The following is a 15,463-nucleotide window of genomic DNA, read 5'->3' on the forward strand; positions in this document are numbered from 1 at the left end:
GGGTCGCCCACCAGTCCACCGATATCGAGCCGACTCGCTCGCGCCAATCACTCACGCGCTCACATTTGCGTGCGCGGCGCCGGCGGCCAAGTGATTAGATCGTGCTGAATCTAGGCGGGCGGGCGCGGGCTGCGTTCGTTGAGCAGATCGATGACCCGCGCGGCGAGGTCGTCGATGCCGGCGCTGGTGGTGTCGAGCAGCAGGTCCGGATTCTCCGGCGCCTCGTATGGTGCGTCGACACCGGTCATGCCGGACAGCTGGCCGCTGCGGGCGCGGGCGTAGAGGCCTTTGGGATCCCGCTTTTCGCACTCGGCCAGCGACGTGGCGACGTAGACCTCGATGAAGGGCAGCTTGGCGGCTTCGTTGAGGGCGCGGGCGATTTCGCGGTCCGACTTCAGCGGTGACACCAGCGATGCCAGCGCGACGACGCCCGCGTCGGCCAGCAGCCGAGTCAAATGCCCGACCCTCCTGATGTTTTCGGCGCGGTCGCCGGGGGAGAAGCCCAAATCGTCGGATAGCCCGTGGCGCAGGTTGTCGCCGTCGAGCAGGTAGGCCACCCGCCCCGACTCCACGAGTGCGCGCTCGACGGCGACCGCGATCGTCGACTTGCCCGACGCCGGCAGGCCGGTGAACCAGATCGTCGCGCCCGGCTGTCCGGTGGCCTGCCAGCGGTAGCCGCGGTCCAGTGACGACGGATGCCAACGGATGTCGGTGCGCGGATGCGCGCCCGGCTTGACCTCCCGTGCCTCGACGATGGTGCCGGCGCCGACGGTGTCGTTGGTGGTCTCGTCGATCAGGATGAACGCGCCGCTGTCACGGTTGTCGGTGTAGTTGTCGGCGATGACCACCGAGCTGGTCCGCAGCGTGATGGTGCCGATGTCGTTGAGTGCCAGTTCAACCGGGCCGTCGAGCTCGTCGAGCGTCTCGGGGTCCAGCCGCGTGTGCAGTGCCTGCACGGTTGCCCGCACGGTCTTGGTGGTTTGTTTGAGGGCCAGCCGATCGCCCGCCCGCAGAGGTGAGTCCACGAACCAGCACACGGTCGCATCGAGTTCCCGGGCCAGCACCGGCGGGACCGCATCCTGCGCACCACTGACGAAGACGTCACCGCGGCCCACGTCGATGTCGTCGGCCAGCTCGATCGAAACCGACAGCGGGGCAACGGCGGTCGTGCGTTCGTCGTCGAGGGTGTCCACAGCAGTGACCGTCGAGCGGGTGCCGGCGGGCAGCGACACCACCGGGTCGCCGACGCTGAGCGTTCCCGCCGCCAGGCGCCCGGTATAGCGACGGCGCACATCGGCGGTCGGTCGCGACACCCACTGCACGGGGAGGCGCAGCCGTGCCGGCTCGGCCTGCGGCGCGGCGAGCTCGATGCCCTCCAGGTACTCCAGCAAGGTGGGCCCGCTGTACCACGGGGTGCGCTCGGAGCGGTGCACGACGTTGTCCCCGTGCTTGGCGGCGATCGGGATGACAGTGATGTCCACGCCGCCGAGGCGTGCCGCCAACTGTGCCAGCTCGTCGGAAACCTCGGTGAACTTGCCCTGGTCGAAGTCGATGAGGTCGATCTTGTTCACCGTGGCGACAAAGTGCTTGATGCCCAACAGCTTTGCGATGCGGGCGTGCCTGCGGGTCTGGCGCAGCACCCCGGCGCGTGCATCGACGAGCAGGATGGCCACGTGCGCGTTGGAGGCGCCGGTGAACATGTTGCGGGTATAGCGCTCGTGGCCGGGGGTGTCGGCCAGGATGTAGCTGCGGGTGTCGGTGGCAAAGAAGCGGTACGCGACGTCGATCGTGATGCCCTGTTCGCGTTCGGCGCGCAGACCGTCGGAGAGTGCAGCCAGATCCGCGATGCCCTCGGTGTTGGTGACGGCTTCCAGGTGGTCCAGCGGCAGGCTGTCGGTGTCGTGCAGGAGCCGTCCGATCAGGGTGCTCTTGCCGTCGTCCACGGAGCCCGCAGTGGCGATGCGCAGCAGTTGGCGAGTTATGCCCTTGGGAGGCAAGGGCTTTTCGGCGTGTTGCTCGGCCGTCATCAGAAGTAGCCCTCTCGCTTGCGGTCTTCCATTGCGGCCGCCGACGTGCGGTCGTCGGCGCGGGTCTCGCCGCGCTCGGACACCGTTGCCGCTGCGATCTCGGCGATCACGCGGCCGATATCGGTCGCCGTAGAGCGCACCGCGCCCGTGATGGTCAGGTCGCCGACGGTGCGGTATCGCACCCACTCGACCGCCGAAGTCTCGCCGAGCCGCGGTCCGGCGTACTGCGACACCGCCAGCAGAATCCCGTCCCGTTCGAACACCTCGCGTTCGTGGGCGTAGTAGATCGACGGCAGTTCCAGGTTCTCGAGCTCGATGTAGCGCCACACGTCGAGTTCGGTCCAGTTGCTCAGGGGGAACACCCGCACCTGCTCACCCTTTTTGATGCGGCCGTTGTAGAGCGACCAGGGTTCCGGTCGCTGGGCGCGGGGATCCCACTGGCCGAACTCGTCACGGAAGCTCAGGATCCGTTCCTTGGCGCGGGCGCGTTCCTCATCGCGGCGCGCACCCCCGAAGGCCGCATCGAAGCCGCCGGCGTCCAGCGCGTCGAGCAGCGTGCGCGTCTGCGCTCGGTTGCGCGAGGCCCCCGGACCCGGGTCGGGCACCCGCCCGCTGTCGATGGATTCCTGCACCGAGGCGACGATCAGCGTGTGCCCATGGCCGGTGACCCTGCGGTCCCGGAATTCGATCACCTCGTCGAAGTTGTGGCCGGTGTCGACGTGCATCACCGGAAATGGCAGCGGCAGCGGACGGAACGCCTTTTCGGCCAGCCGCAGCAGCACGATCGAGTCCTTGCCGGCGGAAAACAGCAGGACCGGGCGCTCCAGCTCGGCGACGACCTCGCGGATGATGTGGACCGCTTCGGCCTCCAGCAGGCGCAGTTCGTCGACGCGCCGTGCCCCGTTCGTACCAACCGCCATTGAGCAAGACTAACTGTAGGGAAAACCTATGGAACACCGTGAATTACGTTCACGTTGAACATAATTCTTGTGCCCCGCCGGCCGCTCTCGTGCCGCGGTTGGCGGGTGAATACCCCAACCCCCGGACAAGTCGTACACTCCTCGCATGACCGAGCTGCGGGTGGGTGTAGCAGACCTGCAGATCAGCTGAGTCCGGCGTTAGCGGTATCGGCAAGTGCACGTTTTACCACGAATCGGCCGCAACGGGATTCGTATCGGCCTGCTAACGCTGACCGCGATCATCGCGATACTCGCCGGGTTCCTGGTGTACGACCACCAGCAGGCCCGCCGGCCCTCGGACGGCAACCAGCACCCCTCGCGAACCCCGGTCCAGTCGCAGACCGTGTTGCCATTCACGGGGCTCTCCGGACCAGAAGGCCTGACGGTCGATTCGGCCGGCGACGTGTACGTCGCCGACGGCGCCAACAACCGGGTCGTGAAGATAGCGCCCGAATCGGGGGCGCAGCAGGTGCTCCCGTTTACGGACCTCAACAAACCTTTCGCGGTAGCGGTCGATTCGGCCGGAAACGCGTACACCTTCGACAAAAACGATCGGGTGGTGGAGTTACCGGCGGGGCACAGCGCCCAGCGGGTGATGCCATTCGCCGGTGCCGAGTCGCCCACCGGCTTGGCCGTCGACTCGGCGGGGAACCTCTATGTCGCCGAGTGCCTTCTTCATCGGGTGGTCAAGTTGGCGGCGGGATCCAGCACCCAGCAAGTGTTGCCATTCACCGGACTCGGCTGCCCCGGAGGGCTGGCGGTTGATCCCTCCGGCAACGTCTACGTCGTCGAGCAACTCACCGACCGCGTGGAGGTACTGGGGGCCGATTCCGCCGAGCGGCGGACATTGCGCTTTCCGGACCTGTTCAACCCCGGTGCGATAGCGGTCGATTCCGCCGGCAACCTGTATGCGACCCAGTCCTTTGACCATAAGGGTTATCAGGTAATGGAATTGGCGACGCGGACAGGCCAGCAGCGGGTGCTGCCGTTCACCGGTCTCGATGGCCCGAGCGGTGTCGCGGTTGATTCCGCAGGAAGCATCTATGTCACCGATTACGGCAGCAATCGGGTGGTGAAATTGACGGCTGGATAGCGCTTGCGTGCGGCGCCGAACGGACTCAGGGCGAGCGCTCCAGCACCCGCAACCCCAGCGAAAACAATAGTCGCACATCGGGATCGGCCAACGACGTCGACAACAGCTTTTCGATCCGCCGCACTCGGTAGCGGACCGTGTTGGGATGAACTTGCAGCCACTGAGCGGCGGCGCCGATATCGCCGAAGCTGTCCAGGTAGGCCGCCAGCGTCTCGGCCAGCACTGCATCCCGCGCGTGCAGGTCGCGTATCCGCGGATCGACCAGCCGCTCGTCGGCGCCAACCAGGGTGACGATCTCGTCGAGCAAAACGGTCGTGCGTGCCTCGGCCAGCGACGTCACCTGCCCGATCGAAATCGGGTGTCGCTCAGCGCTGTCGAGCACCCGGTCGACCTCGATGCGCGCCGCGGCGGCCTCCGCCAGGCTCGCGATCGGCGCGGCGATGGCGGCCCGCAGCTCGACACCGAGCTCGGTGCGCAGTGAGCCGATGGTGCCGCGAACCCACGAGGTGACCGACCGCGTCGTCGCGGTGTGTGGCAGCAGCACGTAGATCCGTGAGCCATTCGACGCGACCTGCGCGTCACGCCGAAAAGCACTGGCGCTCAGGGCCAAGACGTCGGACAACCGCGCATGGCGGGTGTCGCCGGTGTCCCAGCCGATCACCGCGGCGTTCCCGTGCGTGGCGAGGCCGAGTTCGGTCGCGACGGCAGCCACGTCGGCCGGTTCGGTGTCGATCAGGCCCAGAACCTGCTGCACCCTCCGCGCATGCGTCGACGGCCGGGCCAGCAGCCGCGACATGATCCTCGCGGCCAGCACCGCCGCGCCCCGCAGCATCTCCTCGGCGTCATCGGCCAAGGGTTGCGATCCCTGCTGTACCCAGATCGTGCCGGCGAACGCCGGCGGCCTGCGCGGCCCAGGTTGATGGATTCCGATGGCCAGCCGTGGCCGCAGACCCAGTTCCGGACGCTCGGCGACGCGCACCACCTCGTCACCGGATCGCAGAGCATCGAAGATGCCCCACTGGCCGATCCACTCCAAATGCTCGGGCGGCCCGGCGCGGCCCAGGATAGAAAGGCGGCGCAGCTCGTCGGCCTCGTCGTTGGAGGCCGAATAGGCGAGCACGTGCGACTGGGCGTCTTCGATGCTGACCATGCCGTGGATGCGGTCGGCGAGCGACTGGGCCAAGCCGAACAGGTCGGTGCCCGAGTCGTCCACCGGATCGCCGCGGCCGCCGTGATGTTCCAGGACGTGATTGACCAACTGGTAGAGCCGCTCCCACCGGGCCCGCGGCTCCACGGCGACGACCGCCGACCCGGCCTCGACCGCCTTGGTCACCAGCGCGTCCGACGGTTCCTTGACGAAGATCGCCACCGGCGCCCGCTTGTGCGCCTGACTGTCCACCCACCGCAGCGCGTCGTCATCGGTCACTCCCAGCAGGAAGAACACGTCGGCCGATCCCGCCGCGGCCGCCAGGCCCAGCCGCACATCGTCGGAATCGATCAGCGCCGCCGAGCCCACCGGAAGGTCCAAGCCGCGCGGCGCGTCCACCAGGCTGACCAGGGTCGCGTCCAGCGCGAGCAGCAGCTGACCCAGACCGACGCCAGGCACCCGCATGTTGTCCGATTTTACTATCAAAACGACTCGATGTTGTCTGATCAGCCAATACGAACCGAGGCCGCGCCGAGGATCCTGGCAAGATGGACGCGATCACCCAGGTGCCACTGCCGGCCAACGAGCCGGTCCACGACTACGCCCCGCAATCCCCCGAACGCACCCGCCTCCGTGCCGAACTGGCCGCCCTGGCCGACCACCCGATCGACCTCCCGCATGTCATCGGCGGCGAACACCGCATGGGCGACGGCGAGCGCATCGACGTCGTCCAGCCGCACCGGCACGCGGCGACGCTGGGCACCCTCACGAACGCCGTGCACGCCGACGCGACCGCCGCCATCGAGGCCGCGACCGCGGCGAAATCCGATTGGGCCGCGATGCCGTTCGACGAGCGCGCCGCGATATTCCTGCGCGCCGCCGACCTGCTGGCCGGGCCGTGGCGGGAAAAAATCGCCGCCGCGACGATGCTCGGCCAGTCCAAGTCGGTCTATCAGGCCGAGATCGACGCGCCCTGCGAGCTAATCGACTTCTGGCGCTTCAACGTCGCGTTCGCCCGGCAGATCCTAGCCCAGCAGCCGGTGAGCGGACCGGGGGAATGGAACCGCAGCGACTACCGCCCGCTCGACGGCTTCGTCTACGCGATCACGCCGTTCAACTTCACCTCGATCGCGGGCAACCTCCCGACGGCGCCGGCACTGATGGGCAACACCGTGGTGTGGAAGCCGTCGATCACCCAGACCTTGTCGGCGTACCTACTCATGCAACTGCTCGAGGCCGCCGGGCTGCCGCCCGGGGTGATCAACATGGTTGCCGGCGACGGCTTCGCGGTTTCCGATGTGGCACTGGCCGATCGGCGGCTGGCCGGCATTCACTTCACCGGATCGACGGCCACCTTCCAGCGGCTGTGGTACCACGTCGGCACCCACATCGGTCACTACCACAGCTATCCGCGCTTGGTCGGCGAGACCGGCGGCAAGGATTTCGTGGTCGCACACGCCTCGGCGCAGCCGGATGTGTTGCGCACGGCCTTGATTCGCGGAGCCTTCGACTACCAGGGCCAGAAATGCTCGGCGGCGTCACGGGCGTTCATTCCCCATTCGGTGTGGCAACGGATGGGGGACGACTTCCTTGGCGAGACGGCCGCGCTGCGCTACGGCGACATCACCGACCTGACCAACTACGGCGGCGCGCTCATCGATCGGCGCGCCTTCCTCAAGAACGTCGACGCCATCGAGCGAGCCAAGGGCGCGCCGGCCATCACCATCGCGGTGGGCGGCGAATACGACGACAGCGTCGGGTATTTCGTGCGCCCGACCGTGCTGCTGTCCGACGACCCGACCGACGAATCGTTCGCGACGGAGTACTTCGGCCCGCTGTTGTCGGTGCACGTATATCCCGACGAGCAGTACGAACGAATCCTTGAGGTCATCGACACCGGATCTCGCTACGCGTTGACCGGCGCGGTCATCGCCGACGACCGCGCGGCCGTGTTGACCGCTCAGGACCGGCTGCGGTTCGCCGCCGGAAACTTCTACGTCAACGACAAGCCGACCGGCGCCGTCGTCGGGCGCCAGCCATTCGGCGGGTCGCGCGGCTCGGGCACCAACGACAAAGCGGGATCGATGCTGAACATGTTGCGCTGGACGTCGGCACGCACAATCAAGGAGACCTTCGTCCCGGCGACGCGGCACACCTACCCGCACATGGGGCCCGACTGATGGCCGGCGTTTTCGCGCATACCGTGCGCCCGACGCTGCTCGCGGCGAGCCGTGCCGACAGGTTGCGCCGCGCGGTAGAACGCTCCGCGATCACCCGTAAAGTGGTGCGCCGCTTCGTGCCCGGCGACACGCTGGACGACGTCCTGGATACCGTTGGTGCACTGCGGGATTCCGGTCGCTACGTCAGCATCGACTACCTGGGCGAAAACGTCACCGATGCGGATGGCGCAGCGGCGACCGTGCGGCAATACCAGCGGCTGCTCGATGCGCTGGGCCGGCGGGCCGATGCCTCGAGCGGTCGGCTGCGGCCGCTCGAGGTATCGCTGAAGCTGTCGGCGCTTGGGCAGGCGCTGGATCGTGACGGGGACAAGATTGCGCTGGAGAACGCCCGCATCATCTGCGAGCGCGCCGAGCGCGTGGGTGTCTGGGTCACCGTCGACGCCGAAGACCACACCACCACCGATTCGACGCTGTCGATCTCGGGTGATTTGCGGGTCGACTTCGCTTGGCTGGGAACGGTTTTGCAGGCCTACCTCCATCGCACGCTCGGCGATTGCTCGGACTTGGCTGCCGCCGGCGCGCGAGTCCGGTTGTGCAAGGGCGCCTACGACGAACCGGCGTCGGTGGCCTATCGTGCCGTCGGAGACATCGCCGATTCCTACCTGGCCTGCCTACGGGTGCTGATGGCCGGAAAGGGCTATCCCATGGTGGCCTCGCACGACCCGGCGATCATCGATGCGGTGCCCGCCTTGGCCCGCGAAACCGGCCGTGGTGCCGGTGATTTCGAATACCAGATGCTGTACGGCATTCGCGACGGCGAGCAGCGACGGCTCGCCGATGCCGGCAACCAGGTCCGGGTGTACGTGCCGTTCGGCGCGCAGTGGTACGGATACTTCATGCGGCGCCTGGCCGAACGGCCGGCCAACCTGACATTCTTCCTGCGGGCGCTGGCTCAACGCGGCCGTTGAGTGTGCGCCCAGGCACGCGAGTGTGCGCTCAGGCCGCCGTGGCCGCACACTCGATGGGCAACGCGTGGCCGCTACCCGCGCCGCGGCCGCCCCCGCTCACTCGCGAACCCGCGCACCACGTGTGCCCGCACGAACTGTGCCACCACGTCGGGGTCATCCATATCCAGTGTTGACGACGGCGTGCTGAACAGAGAAAAAAGTATGCGCGCAAACCATTCACCGGCGGCCTCCACATCGAGGTCCTTGCGTACCTCGCCGGTGAGCTTGGCCGCCGAGAGATACGGAGCGAAGAAGTCGACACATTCGCGCAGCAGCACGGCCGCATCCTTGGTCAAGAGCAGGCTGATCGCGTCCTCGTCGAAGTACTTTCCCGACGCGATGACCCGCCGCGCCTGCGTCACGAAAACGGCGGCGTGGCTGAGCTTTTCCTCCAGCGAGGCGCCTCGGTCCATCGCTTGGGACATCTCGCGATAGAACTGCTCCGACGCATGCTCGGCGCACGCCTCGAGGACCGCGCCCTTGTCGCTGAAGTACTCGTAGACGGTGCTCCGAGACACGTCGGCGGCCCTGGCGATGTCGACGATCGTCGTCTTCTGCAGCCCTTGGCGGCAGAAGCATTCGTACGCGGACTTGACGATCAGTTCGCGGGTATCGGTGGCGGTCGCGTGGGTCATCCGGCCCGCGCGAGAATGAGCCCGCTGGTAGGCACGCCGGTTCCCGACGTGACCAACACGTGCTCGACGTTGTCGACTTGGTTGTGTGAAGTGCCGCGCACCTGACGAACCCCCTCCGTGATCCCGTTCATGCCGTGGATGTAAGCCTCGCCGAGCAGCCCACCGTTGGTATTGATCGGCAGCTCGCCCCCGAGCGACAACCTTTCGACCGTGGCGAAGTCCTTGGCCTCGCCGCGCCCACAGAAGCCCAGCTCCTCGAGCTGCGTGAACACGAACGGCGTGAAATGGTCGTAGATGAAAGCGGTTTGGATGTCTTGCGGCTTCAGGCCCGAATCGCGCCACAGCTGGCGCGCCACCACCCCCATCTCGGGCAGCCCAGTGATGTCCTCGCGGTAGTAACTGGTCATCATCTCGCCGTTGTAGGCCGCACCCTGGGCGGCCGCGGTGATGATCGCCGGCGGCTGCCGTAGGTCGCGGGCGCGTTCGGCGCTGGTGACCACCAGCGCGACCCCGCCATCGCTTTCCTGGCAGCAATCCAGCAGCCGCAGCACGGGTTCGACGATCCAGCGCGAATTCTGGTGATCCGCCAACGTGATGGGGCGCTCGTAGAACCACGCGTCGGGATTGCGGGCCGCGTGCGCGCGGTCGACGACGGCGATGCGGCCGAAGTCCTCGTTGGTCACCCCGTAGGTCGACATGTAGCGCTGCGCATGCAGCGCGACCCAGGCCGCGGGCGTGAGCAATCCGAACGGCGCGTAATGCGCCATGAACAACGGGGTTTCCGCGCTGGTGCGTCCGCTGCCGCCAAACCGGAAGCCGGAACGCTCGTTGAACGCGCGCCAGCACACCACCACGTCGGCGACCCCGGTGGCGACGGCCATCGCGGCGTGCACCACGGTGCCGGATGCGGCTCCACCGCCGTGGTGAACACGGCTGAAGAAGCTCAGGTCTCCGATGCCCACGTTGCGGGCGATGTCGATCTCGTCAGTGGCGTCCATGGTGAAGGTGACCATGCCGTCGACGTCACCGGGGGTCAGGCCGGCATCGTCGATCGCGGCGCTGACCGCCTCGCAGGCCAATTGCAGCTCGCTGCGCCCGGATTCCTTGGAGAATTCGGTCTGCCCGATGCCCGCGATCGCGCAGCTGCCGGGCAGCCAGCGACTCATGGGCGCTCCCCGTCGAGCAGGCTGAGCACCGCGGTGCCGGAGACATGATCGCCGAGGCTGTTGGACGCCTTGAAGGTCACCTCGACGAAGTTCTCGCCGCCGGACCCCTCGGTCTTGGACGTCACCGTGCCGGTGAAGCGCAGCGGATCGTCGGGGAAGCAGGGCACCCCGAGGCGGATCGACAGGTTCTTGACCATGGCCTCGGGCCCGGCCCAGTCGGTGAGGAAACGTACGCAATACCCGTTGCTGGTCAGGATGTTCATGAACAGGTTCGGCGATCCCTGCTCGTTGGCGAAATCGCGGTCGTGATGCACCGGCATGAAGTCGCGCGAGGCGATCGCGCCGGCGACGATCATCGTTGTGGTGATCGGGATCTCGAGCGGGACCACCTCGTCGCCGACGTCGATGTCCGCCCACCGCAGGGTCTCGAAATTCTCTGTGCGGTCTTTGGCGGTCGTCATCGGTTGCCTTCCGTCGGGCGGAATTGGTGCAGCACAAGGTCTCCGTCAGCCCCGTCGAAGCTCTGGTAGTAGACCTCGACCGGCATGCCGACCGTGACATCCACCGGGTCGATCCCGCACAGGTTCGAAACCAGCCGCACGCCCTCGTCAAGTTCCACCAGCGCGACGATGTAGGGATAGTCGAAGAAGGGGAACCGGGGTTCGTGCGGCATCACGTAGCTGTAGACGCTGCCGCGGCCCGACGATTCGACCGCTTCCCAGTCCAGGGAACGGCATTGGGGACACATGGGGCGGGGCGGGTGGCGCAGCGCCCCGCATCCGGCGCAGCGCTGGATCAACAGCTTGTGTTCGCGCAGTCCGTTCCAGAAGAACTCGGTGTCCCGGCTGATCGCCGGCGCCAACCGGGGTGCCATCAGCGTTCCGGCCTGAATCGCAGGACGCGAAATCGCTGTCGCCCCAGCACCTCACCGTGCTGATCGGTGTAGGTGATCACCCAGGTCAGGAAGTAGCCGGTTCCCAACGCCGTCTTCTTCAGATCGGAGACGTCCTCGAAAACCGATGTCGCGCTGATGATATCGCCCAGCCGCGGATACCGCTCGATCTCGAATTCCGAGTTGGTCGCCACGGTGCTGGTGTATCCGGCCTCGTCGAGGAACGCGGTGGGGTTGCCCTCGATCTCGACCGGGGCGCCGCCACGCTCCTTGATCCCTTCCAGTTTCGGCGACGGCATTATCCAGGTTTGCAGCATGACCGGAGGCGACACGATGCCGCCGAACCGCGACGCCGCCGCGAATTCCGGATCGAGATACGCCGGGTTCATGTCGTCGAGCGCGTGAGCCCAATGCCGGATCATCGGTTGATTGACCGGATCCGGTGCGACCGAAGGCCTTCCGGCGCCGCCGGTGCTCTGGCCGACGAGCGCCCGCAGCTTGTCGCGCAACTCGGTTTCTGAAACGGCCACTAGATCTCCAATCTATCGAGGCCCGAGCCGTACGGGCATTCGCTTCACGCCGGGAACCATCGTTGCCCGCATCCGGTCCACGTCACCGACCAGCTCGAGCCTGGGGAAGCGACGCAGCAGTTCGTCGAAAAAGGCGCACGCCTCGAGGCGCGCCAATTGCGCACCGAGGCACGAATGCTCGCCGCATCCGAATGCGATGTGCGGGTTGGGGTGTCGGGTCACCTTGAACTCTTCGGAGTCCGCGCCGAAGATGTCCTCGTCGCGATTGGCGGACCCGTACAGCATCACCACCACCTCGCCTTCGCGGATCAGCTGACCGCGAATTTCGACGTCCCTCGTTGCGGTGCGCGCCATCTGGACGACGGGGCTGTTCCACCGCAGCATTTCCTCCACGGCACCGGGAATCAGCGACGGATCGTCGACCAGCAGGCGTAGTTGGTCGGGGTGGGTGATCAGCGCGCACGTGCCCAGAGCGATGAGGTTGCGGGTGGTTTCGTTGCCGGCCACCAGCAACAGGAACGCGAACTTGAGGAGGTCGTCGTCGCTGAGTCGCTGTCCGTCGATCTCGGCGTGCACGAGCGTCGACAGCATATCGTCGCGCGCGGCGGCGCGCCGTTCGGCGATCAACTTCTGGAAGTACTCGTAGAGCTGACCGATGGCCACAAAGGTGTCGAGTTCGATCTCGGGATCGGCGGTTCCCGTCGTCGCGTCGGACCAGGCGCGAAATTGCTCCCAGTCGTCGGGCGGGGCACCGAGCAGCTCGGCGATGATGCGGGTGGGCAGCGGGGCGGCGATCTCTTCGGCGAACTCGTGGGTCGAGTCGGGCTCGATGCCGTCGAGGATGCGCCGAACGATGTCGCGGATTTGCGGCTCGAGAATCCCGACCTGGCGCCTGGAGAACCCCGTGTTGATCAGCTTGCGCAACTGCCGGTGCCGCGGCGGGTCGGTGAAGATCAGGCTGCCTTCCTGCGCCGGGTTGGGAACCGCCGGGTCGGGGATGGTGACGCCCTTGGTGGAGGTGAACAACGCCGGATTGCTCGACACGAAGCGGATGTCTTCGTATTTCAGCAGCGCCCAGAAGTTGGTGACGTCGTTCCAGCAGACCGGCGAATTGGCGCGCAGCTCTCGGTACGCCGGATAGGGATCACCGGCGTAGAAATCGGGGGAGTGCAGTGGAAAAGTGGTCCGCACGGCAAACCTCCCTCAACCGACCCGCCGGGTCGCGATCGGACACATTGCCCTGATGTGTCGTGCCGTTGTGTCTACCCTGGGCCGACCATGCCTGTCAATACACCGGCAACGCGGTGAAATAGCGCAGGATTCGCCATATTCGTGATTGACGCGCCGCGGGCGTGGGTGAACACTGGCTCACTAGATGACTGACGTTCGGGTGAGGAAGCGCATGACCGAGCTACAAACTCCGCGGCCCCTTGTCGACACCTACCGGCTCTTCATCGACGGCAGATGGGTCGAGCCCGAAGGCGGTCGCTACGACGACATCGACCCCGCCACGGAAAGCACCATCGCCACGGCGCCCGACGCGAGCGTCGCCCAGGTCGACGAGGCGATCGCGGCGGCCCGGCGAGCCTTCGACGACGGGCCGTGGGCGCGGACGGGCCCCGAGGAGCGTGCCGGCTGCCTGAATCAACTCGGCGAGGCACTGATGAAGCACGCCGACGAGTTCTTCGCCCTGTCACAGACTGAGTGGGGCTGCGTGGCCAACGAGCGCATGATGCAGATCGACGGCACCGGATACATGTCGATGCACGCGGCCCAGCTTGCAACGCAGTTGACCGACGAGCCGGTCACCGGAGTTGGTGCCGGGACGACGTTGCTGCGTCGTGAGCCCCTCGGTGTCGTGTCGATTCTGACGCCGTGGAACTTCCCGCACTGTCTGAACGTCATGAAGGTGAATAATGCTCTGGCGGCGGGCAATACCGTCGTCCTCAAGCCCTCGCCGCTGACGCCGCTGGCGGGGCTTGCGCTTGCCCGCATCATCGACGAGGAGACCGACATCCCGCCGGGCGTGGTCAATGTCGTGACGCCGTCGGGTCTGGAGGCCGCGCGGCTGCTCACCACCGATCCGCGCATCGACATGATCAGCTTCACCGGCAGCTCGGCCGTCGGCTGCGAGGTGATGCGCGCCGCGGGCGACGCCATGAAGCGCCTGCTGCTGGAGTGCGGCGGCAAGTCGGCGAGCATCGTGCTCGACGACGCGCAAGTCACGGATGACATGCTGCGGCAGATGCTGTTCGACAGTTGCTCGCTGCACGCCGGGCAGGCCTGCATCCTGCACAGCCGGCTGCTGCTTCCGGACTCGCTGCACGACGACGTCGTCGACCGGCTCGTCGCGCTGGCTCGTGACGTGAAAGTCGGCGACCCGAAAGACCCTGCGGCGCAGATGGGTCCGCTGATCAGCGCGGCGCAGCTGCAGCGCGTGCAGGCACACGTCGACGGCGCGATCAACGACGGAGCGAAGCTGGTGACCGGCGGCGGCCGCCCGCCCGGCCTGGATGTCGGCTTCTACTTCGAACCGACAATCCTCACCGACGTCGACGCGGATTCGACGATCGCCCAGGAGGAAGTGTTCGGCCCCGTGTTGTCGGTGCTGCGCTACCGCGACGACGACGACGCCATCGCGATCGCGAACAACTCGCGCTACGGGCTGTCCGGCGCCGTATGGGGCGCCGACGTCGACCGGGCCGTCGACGTGGCCCGCCGCATCCGCACCGGCCAGGTCGCGGTCAACGGCGTCGGGCCGGGCGACGCTCCGTTCGGCGGGTTCAAACTCAGTGGGTTCGGCCGGGAAAGCGGCGGCGTGAGCGGAATCCACCAGTACATGGAAGTGAAGGCCATCGGGGTCCCCGCCTGAATCACCGTGTGGCACAAGAGGACACGGTGATCAGCTGACCGTTGGGATCGCGGAAGAGCATCGAGCGTCTGCCCCATGGTTGGTTCCTGGGCGGCATCACCCAGCTCACGCCCAGCGCGTCGATACGCGAATATTCGGCGTCGACGTCGTCGGCGGTGAAATCGAGAATGATTTCTCCTTCCTGGGGCGCCAGGCCGGGTGCGCACACGGTGTGTGGACCCCGGTCCTCGGTGAACCCGGCTTTGGAGAATCCGACCGAGGACGGACCCGCCGGCACTTCGAGGTAGTGCTCGTTCAGCGGCACCGAAACGCCCAGCAGCGCGGCGTAGAAACCGGCGATCGGTTCGATCGCCGTCGACACGAATCGCAGTTGTGCCAGGGACAGCCGCGGGCCGTCGGGTCGGGTCATCACGCACCCGCCGGAACGTCGAGATCGGTTTGCGCATAGTTGAGGAAGTACGCGGTGAACACGGTCAGGCCCAGATAGGCGAAGGCCTCCGTGAGTTGTTCGGCGTTCCAGCCGGACTCGACCGCGCTGGCCCACGCGGTGTCGCTGACCTTCCCGGAGTTGACGGTCGCTTCCCTCACGAGTGCGACGATCGCGTCCACCTTGGCGTCACCGGTCGCGGTTCCCGCGCGCAGGGCGCCGACCTGCTCGTCGGTCCATCCCGCGAGCTTGGCAAGCCGGCCGGTGATCCCGACGACGTAGTCGTTCCCGACGGCGCTGCCCGTTGCGAGCATCAACGCGGCGGACAGCTGGGGACCGAGGGTGCCATGCTCGGCGGTCGCCGCGCGCAGCGACGTGTACGCGACGAGCACCGCCGGGGAGTGCGCCATTTGGCCGTGCAGGTTCAGCGGCCGTCCCGTCGGGGAGAACTGGATGACGTTTTCGAGCAGGCCGCGGCTGGCTTGCGGGGCATCGTCGACGGTGTGGGTGGGGATCCGGCTCATGGTT

The 15,463-nt window shown here is 66.9% G+C and carries 15 protein-coding genes; 4 read left to right on the forward strand and 11 right to left on the reverse strand.

Annotated elements, in window-relative coordinates; translation table 11 throughout:
• Positions 1–110: 110 nt before the first annotated feature.
• Entirely contained in the window at positions 111–2,027 is a 1,917-nt protein-coding gene (gene cysC / locus ACQI5H_RS10470; protein ID WP_427079308.1) for an adenylyl-sulfate kinase, read from the reverse strand.
• Positions 2,027–2,947: a sulfate adenylyltransferase subunit CysD gene (gene cysD / locus ACQI5H_RS10475; RefSeq protein ID WP_427079309.1), complete on the reverse strand. Its 921-nt coding sequence runs from the start codon at positions 2,945–2,947 to the stop codon at positions 2,027–2,029. The genes cysC and cysD overlap by 1 nt, the downstream gene beginning before the upstream one ends.
• 214 nt (positions 2,948–3,161) lie before the next feature.
• Here cysD and ACQI5H_RS10480 point away from each other — a divergent pair, with 214 nt between their 5' ends.
• The gene (locus ACQI5H_RS10480) at positions 3,162–4,079 is read left to right on the forward strand and encodes an NHL repeat-containing protein (RefSeq protein ID WP_427079310.1); all 918 of its coding nucleotides are present in this window, start codon (positions 3,162–3,164) and stop codon (positions 4,077–4,079) included.
• Positions 4,080–4,104: 25 nt separating this feature from the next.
• Here ACQI5H_RS10480 and ACQI5H_RS10485 read toward each other — a convergent pair whose 3' ends face one another.
• On the reverse strand, positions 4,105–5,691 hold the full coding sequence (locus tag ACQI5H_RS10485; protein WP_427079311.1) for a PucR family transcriptional regulator: 1,587 nt from the start codon (positions 5,689–5,691) through the stop codon (positions 4,105–4,107).
• 83 nt (positions 5,692–5,774) lie between these two features.
• Between ACQI5H_RS10485 and pruA the strand changes: the two genes are divergently transcribed.
• Together pruA and ACQI5H_RS10495 are read left to right on the forward strand one after the other, a co-directional pair.
• Positions 5,775–7,406, forward strand: a complete 1,632-nt coding sequence (gene pruA, locus ACQI5H_RS10490; protein WP_427079312.1) for an L-glutamate gamma-semialdehyde dehydrogenase — start codon at positions 5,775–5,777, stop codon at positions 7,404–7,406.
• On the forward strand, positions 7,406–8,374 hold the full coding sequence (locus ACQI5H_RS10495) for a proline dehydrogenase family protein (RefSeq protein ID WP_427079313.1): 969 nt from the start codon (positions 7,406–7,408) through the stop codon (positions 8,372–8,374). Before pruA ends, ACQI5H_RS10495 begins: the two co-directional genes overlap by 1 nt.
• A 71-nt stretch (positions 8,375–8,445) precedes the next feature.
• On the opposite strand, the gene ACQI5H_RS10500 is transcribed toward ACQI5H_RS10495, so the two are convergent.
• Genes ACQI5H_RS10500 through ACQI5H_RS10525 form a run of 6 tightly spaced genes read right to left on the reverse strand, consistent with a single transcriptional unit; the run spans position 8,446 to position 12,827 of the window.
• Positions 8,446–9,048, reverse strand: a complete 603-nt coding sequence (locus ACQI5H_RS10500; protein WP_427079314.1) for a TetR/AcrR family transcriptional regulator — start codon at positions 9,046–9,048, stop codon at positions 8,446–8,448.
• Positions 9,045–10,214, reverse strand: coding sequence for a lipid-transfer protein (locus tag ACQI5H_RS10505; RefSeq protein WP_427079315.1), 1,170 nt, complete (start codon positions 10,212–10,214; stop codon positions 9,045–9,047). The genes ACQI5H_RS10500 and ACQI5H_RS10505 overlap by 4 nt, the downstream gene beginning before the upstream one ends.
• Positions 10,211–10,675 (reverse strand): MaoC family dehydratase, encoded by a 465-nt coding sequence (locus ACQI5H_RS10510; protein ID WP_427079316.1) that lies wholly within the window; start codon positions 10,673–10,675, stop codon positions 10,211–10,213. The genes ACQI5H_RS10505 and ACQI5H_RS10510 overlap by 4 nt, the downstream gene beginning before the upstream one ends.
• Complete coding sequence (locus ACQI5H_RS10515; protein WP_427079317.1) at positions 10,672–11,088, reverse strand: Zn-ribbon domain-containing OB-fold protein; 417 nt, start codon at positions 11,086–11,088, stop codon at positions 10,672–10,674. The genes ACQI5H_RS10510 and ACQI5H_RS10515 overlap by 4 nt, the downstream gene beginning before the upstream one ends.
• Positions 11,088–11,636 (reverse strand): MaoC family dehydratase, encoded by a 549-nt coding sequence (locus ACQI5H_RS10520; RefSeq protein WP_427079318.1) that lies wholly within the window; start codon positions 11,634–11,636, stop codon positions 11,088–11,090. The genes ACQI5H_RS10515 and ACQI5H_RS10520 overlap by 1 nt, the downstream gene beginning before the upstream one ends.
• A gap of 12 nt (positions 11,637–11,648) precedes the next feature.
• Positions 11,649–12,827 carry a cytochrome P450 gene (locus tag ACQI5H_RS10525; protein WP_427079319.1) on the reverse strand — a complete coding sequence of 393 codons (1,179 nt, stop codon included), beginning with the start codon at positions 12,825–12,827 and terminating at the stop codon, positions 11,649–11,651.
• A 211-nt stretch (positions 12,828–13,038) separates the two neighbouring features.
• On the opposite strand from ACQI5H_RS10525, the gene ACQI5H_RS10530 reads away from it, so the two are divergent.
• Complete coding sequence (locus tag ACQI5H_RS10530) at positions 13,039–14,508, forward strand: aldehyde dehydrogenase family protein (protein ID WP_427079320.1); 1,470 nt, start codon at positions 13,039–13,041, stop codon at positions 14,506–14,508.
• 1 nt (position 14,509) lies between these two features.
• Here the strand turns inward: ACQI5H_RS10530 and ACQI5H_RS10535 are convergent, their stop codons facing one another.
• Positions 14,510–14,917: a VOC family protein gene (locus ACQI5H_RS10535; protein ID WP_427079321.1), complete on the reverse strand. Its 408-nt coding sequence runs from the start codon at positions 14,915–14,917 to the stop codon at positions 14,510–14,512.
• Positions 14,917–15,459, reverse strand: coding sequence for a carboxymuconolactone decarboxylase family protein (locus ACQI5H_RS10540; RefSeq protein ID WP_427079322.1), 543 nt, complete (start codon positions 15,457–15,459; stop codon positions 14,917–14,919). Before ACQI5H_RS10540 ends, ACQI5H_RS10535 begins: the two co-directional genes overlap by 1 nt.
• Positions 15,460–15,463 lie beyond the last annotated feature (4 nt).

This window comes from Mycobacterium heidelbergense (genome assembly GCF_050205645.1).
In the GTDB taxonomy this organism is placed as follows: domain Bacteria; phylum Actinomycetota; class Actinomycetes; order Mycobacteriales; family Mycobacteriaceae; genus Mycobacterium; species Mycobacterium heidelbergense_A.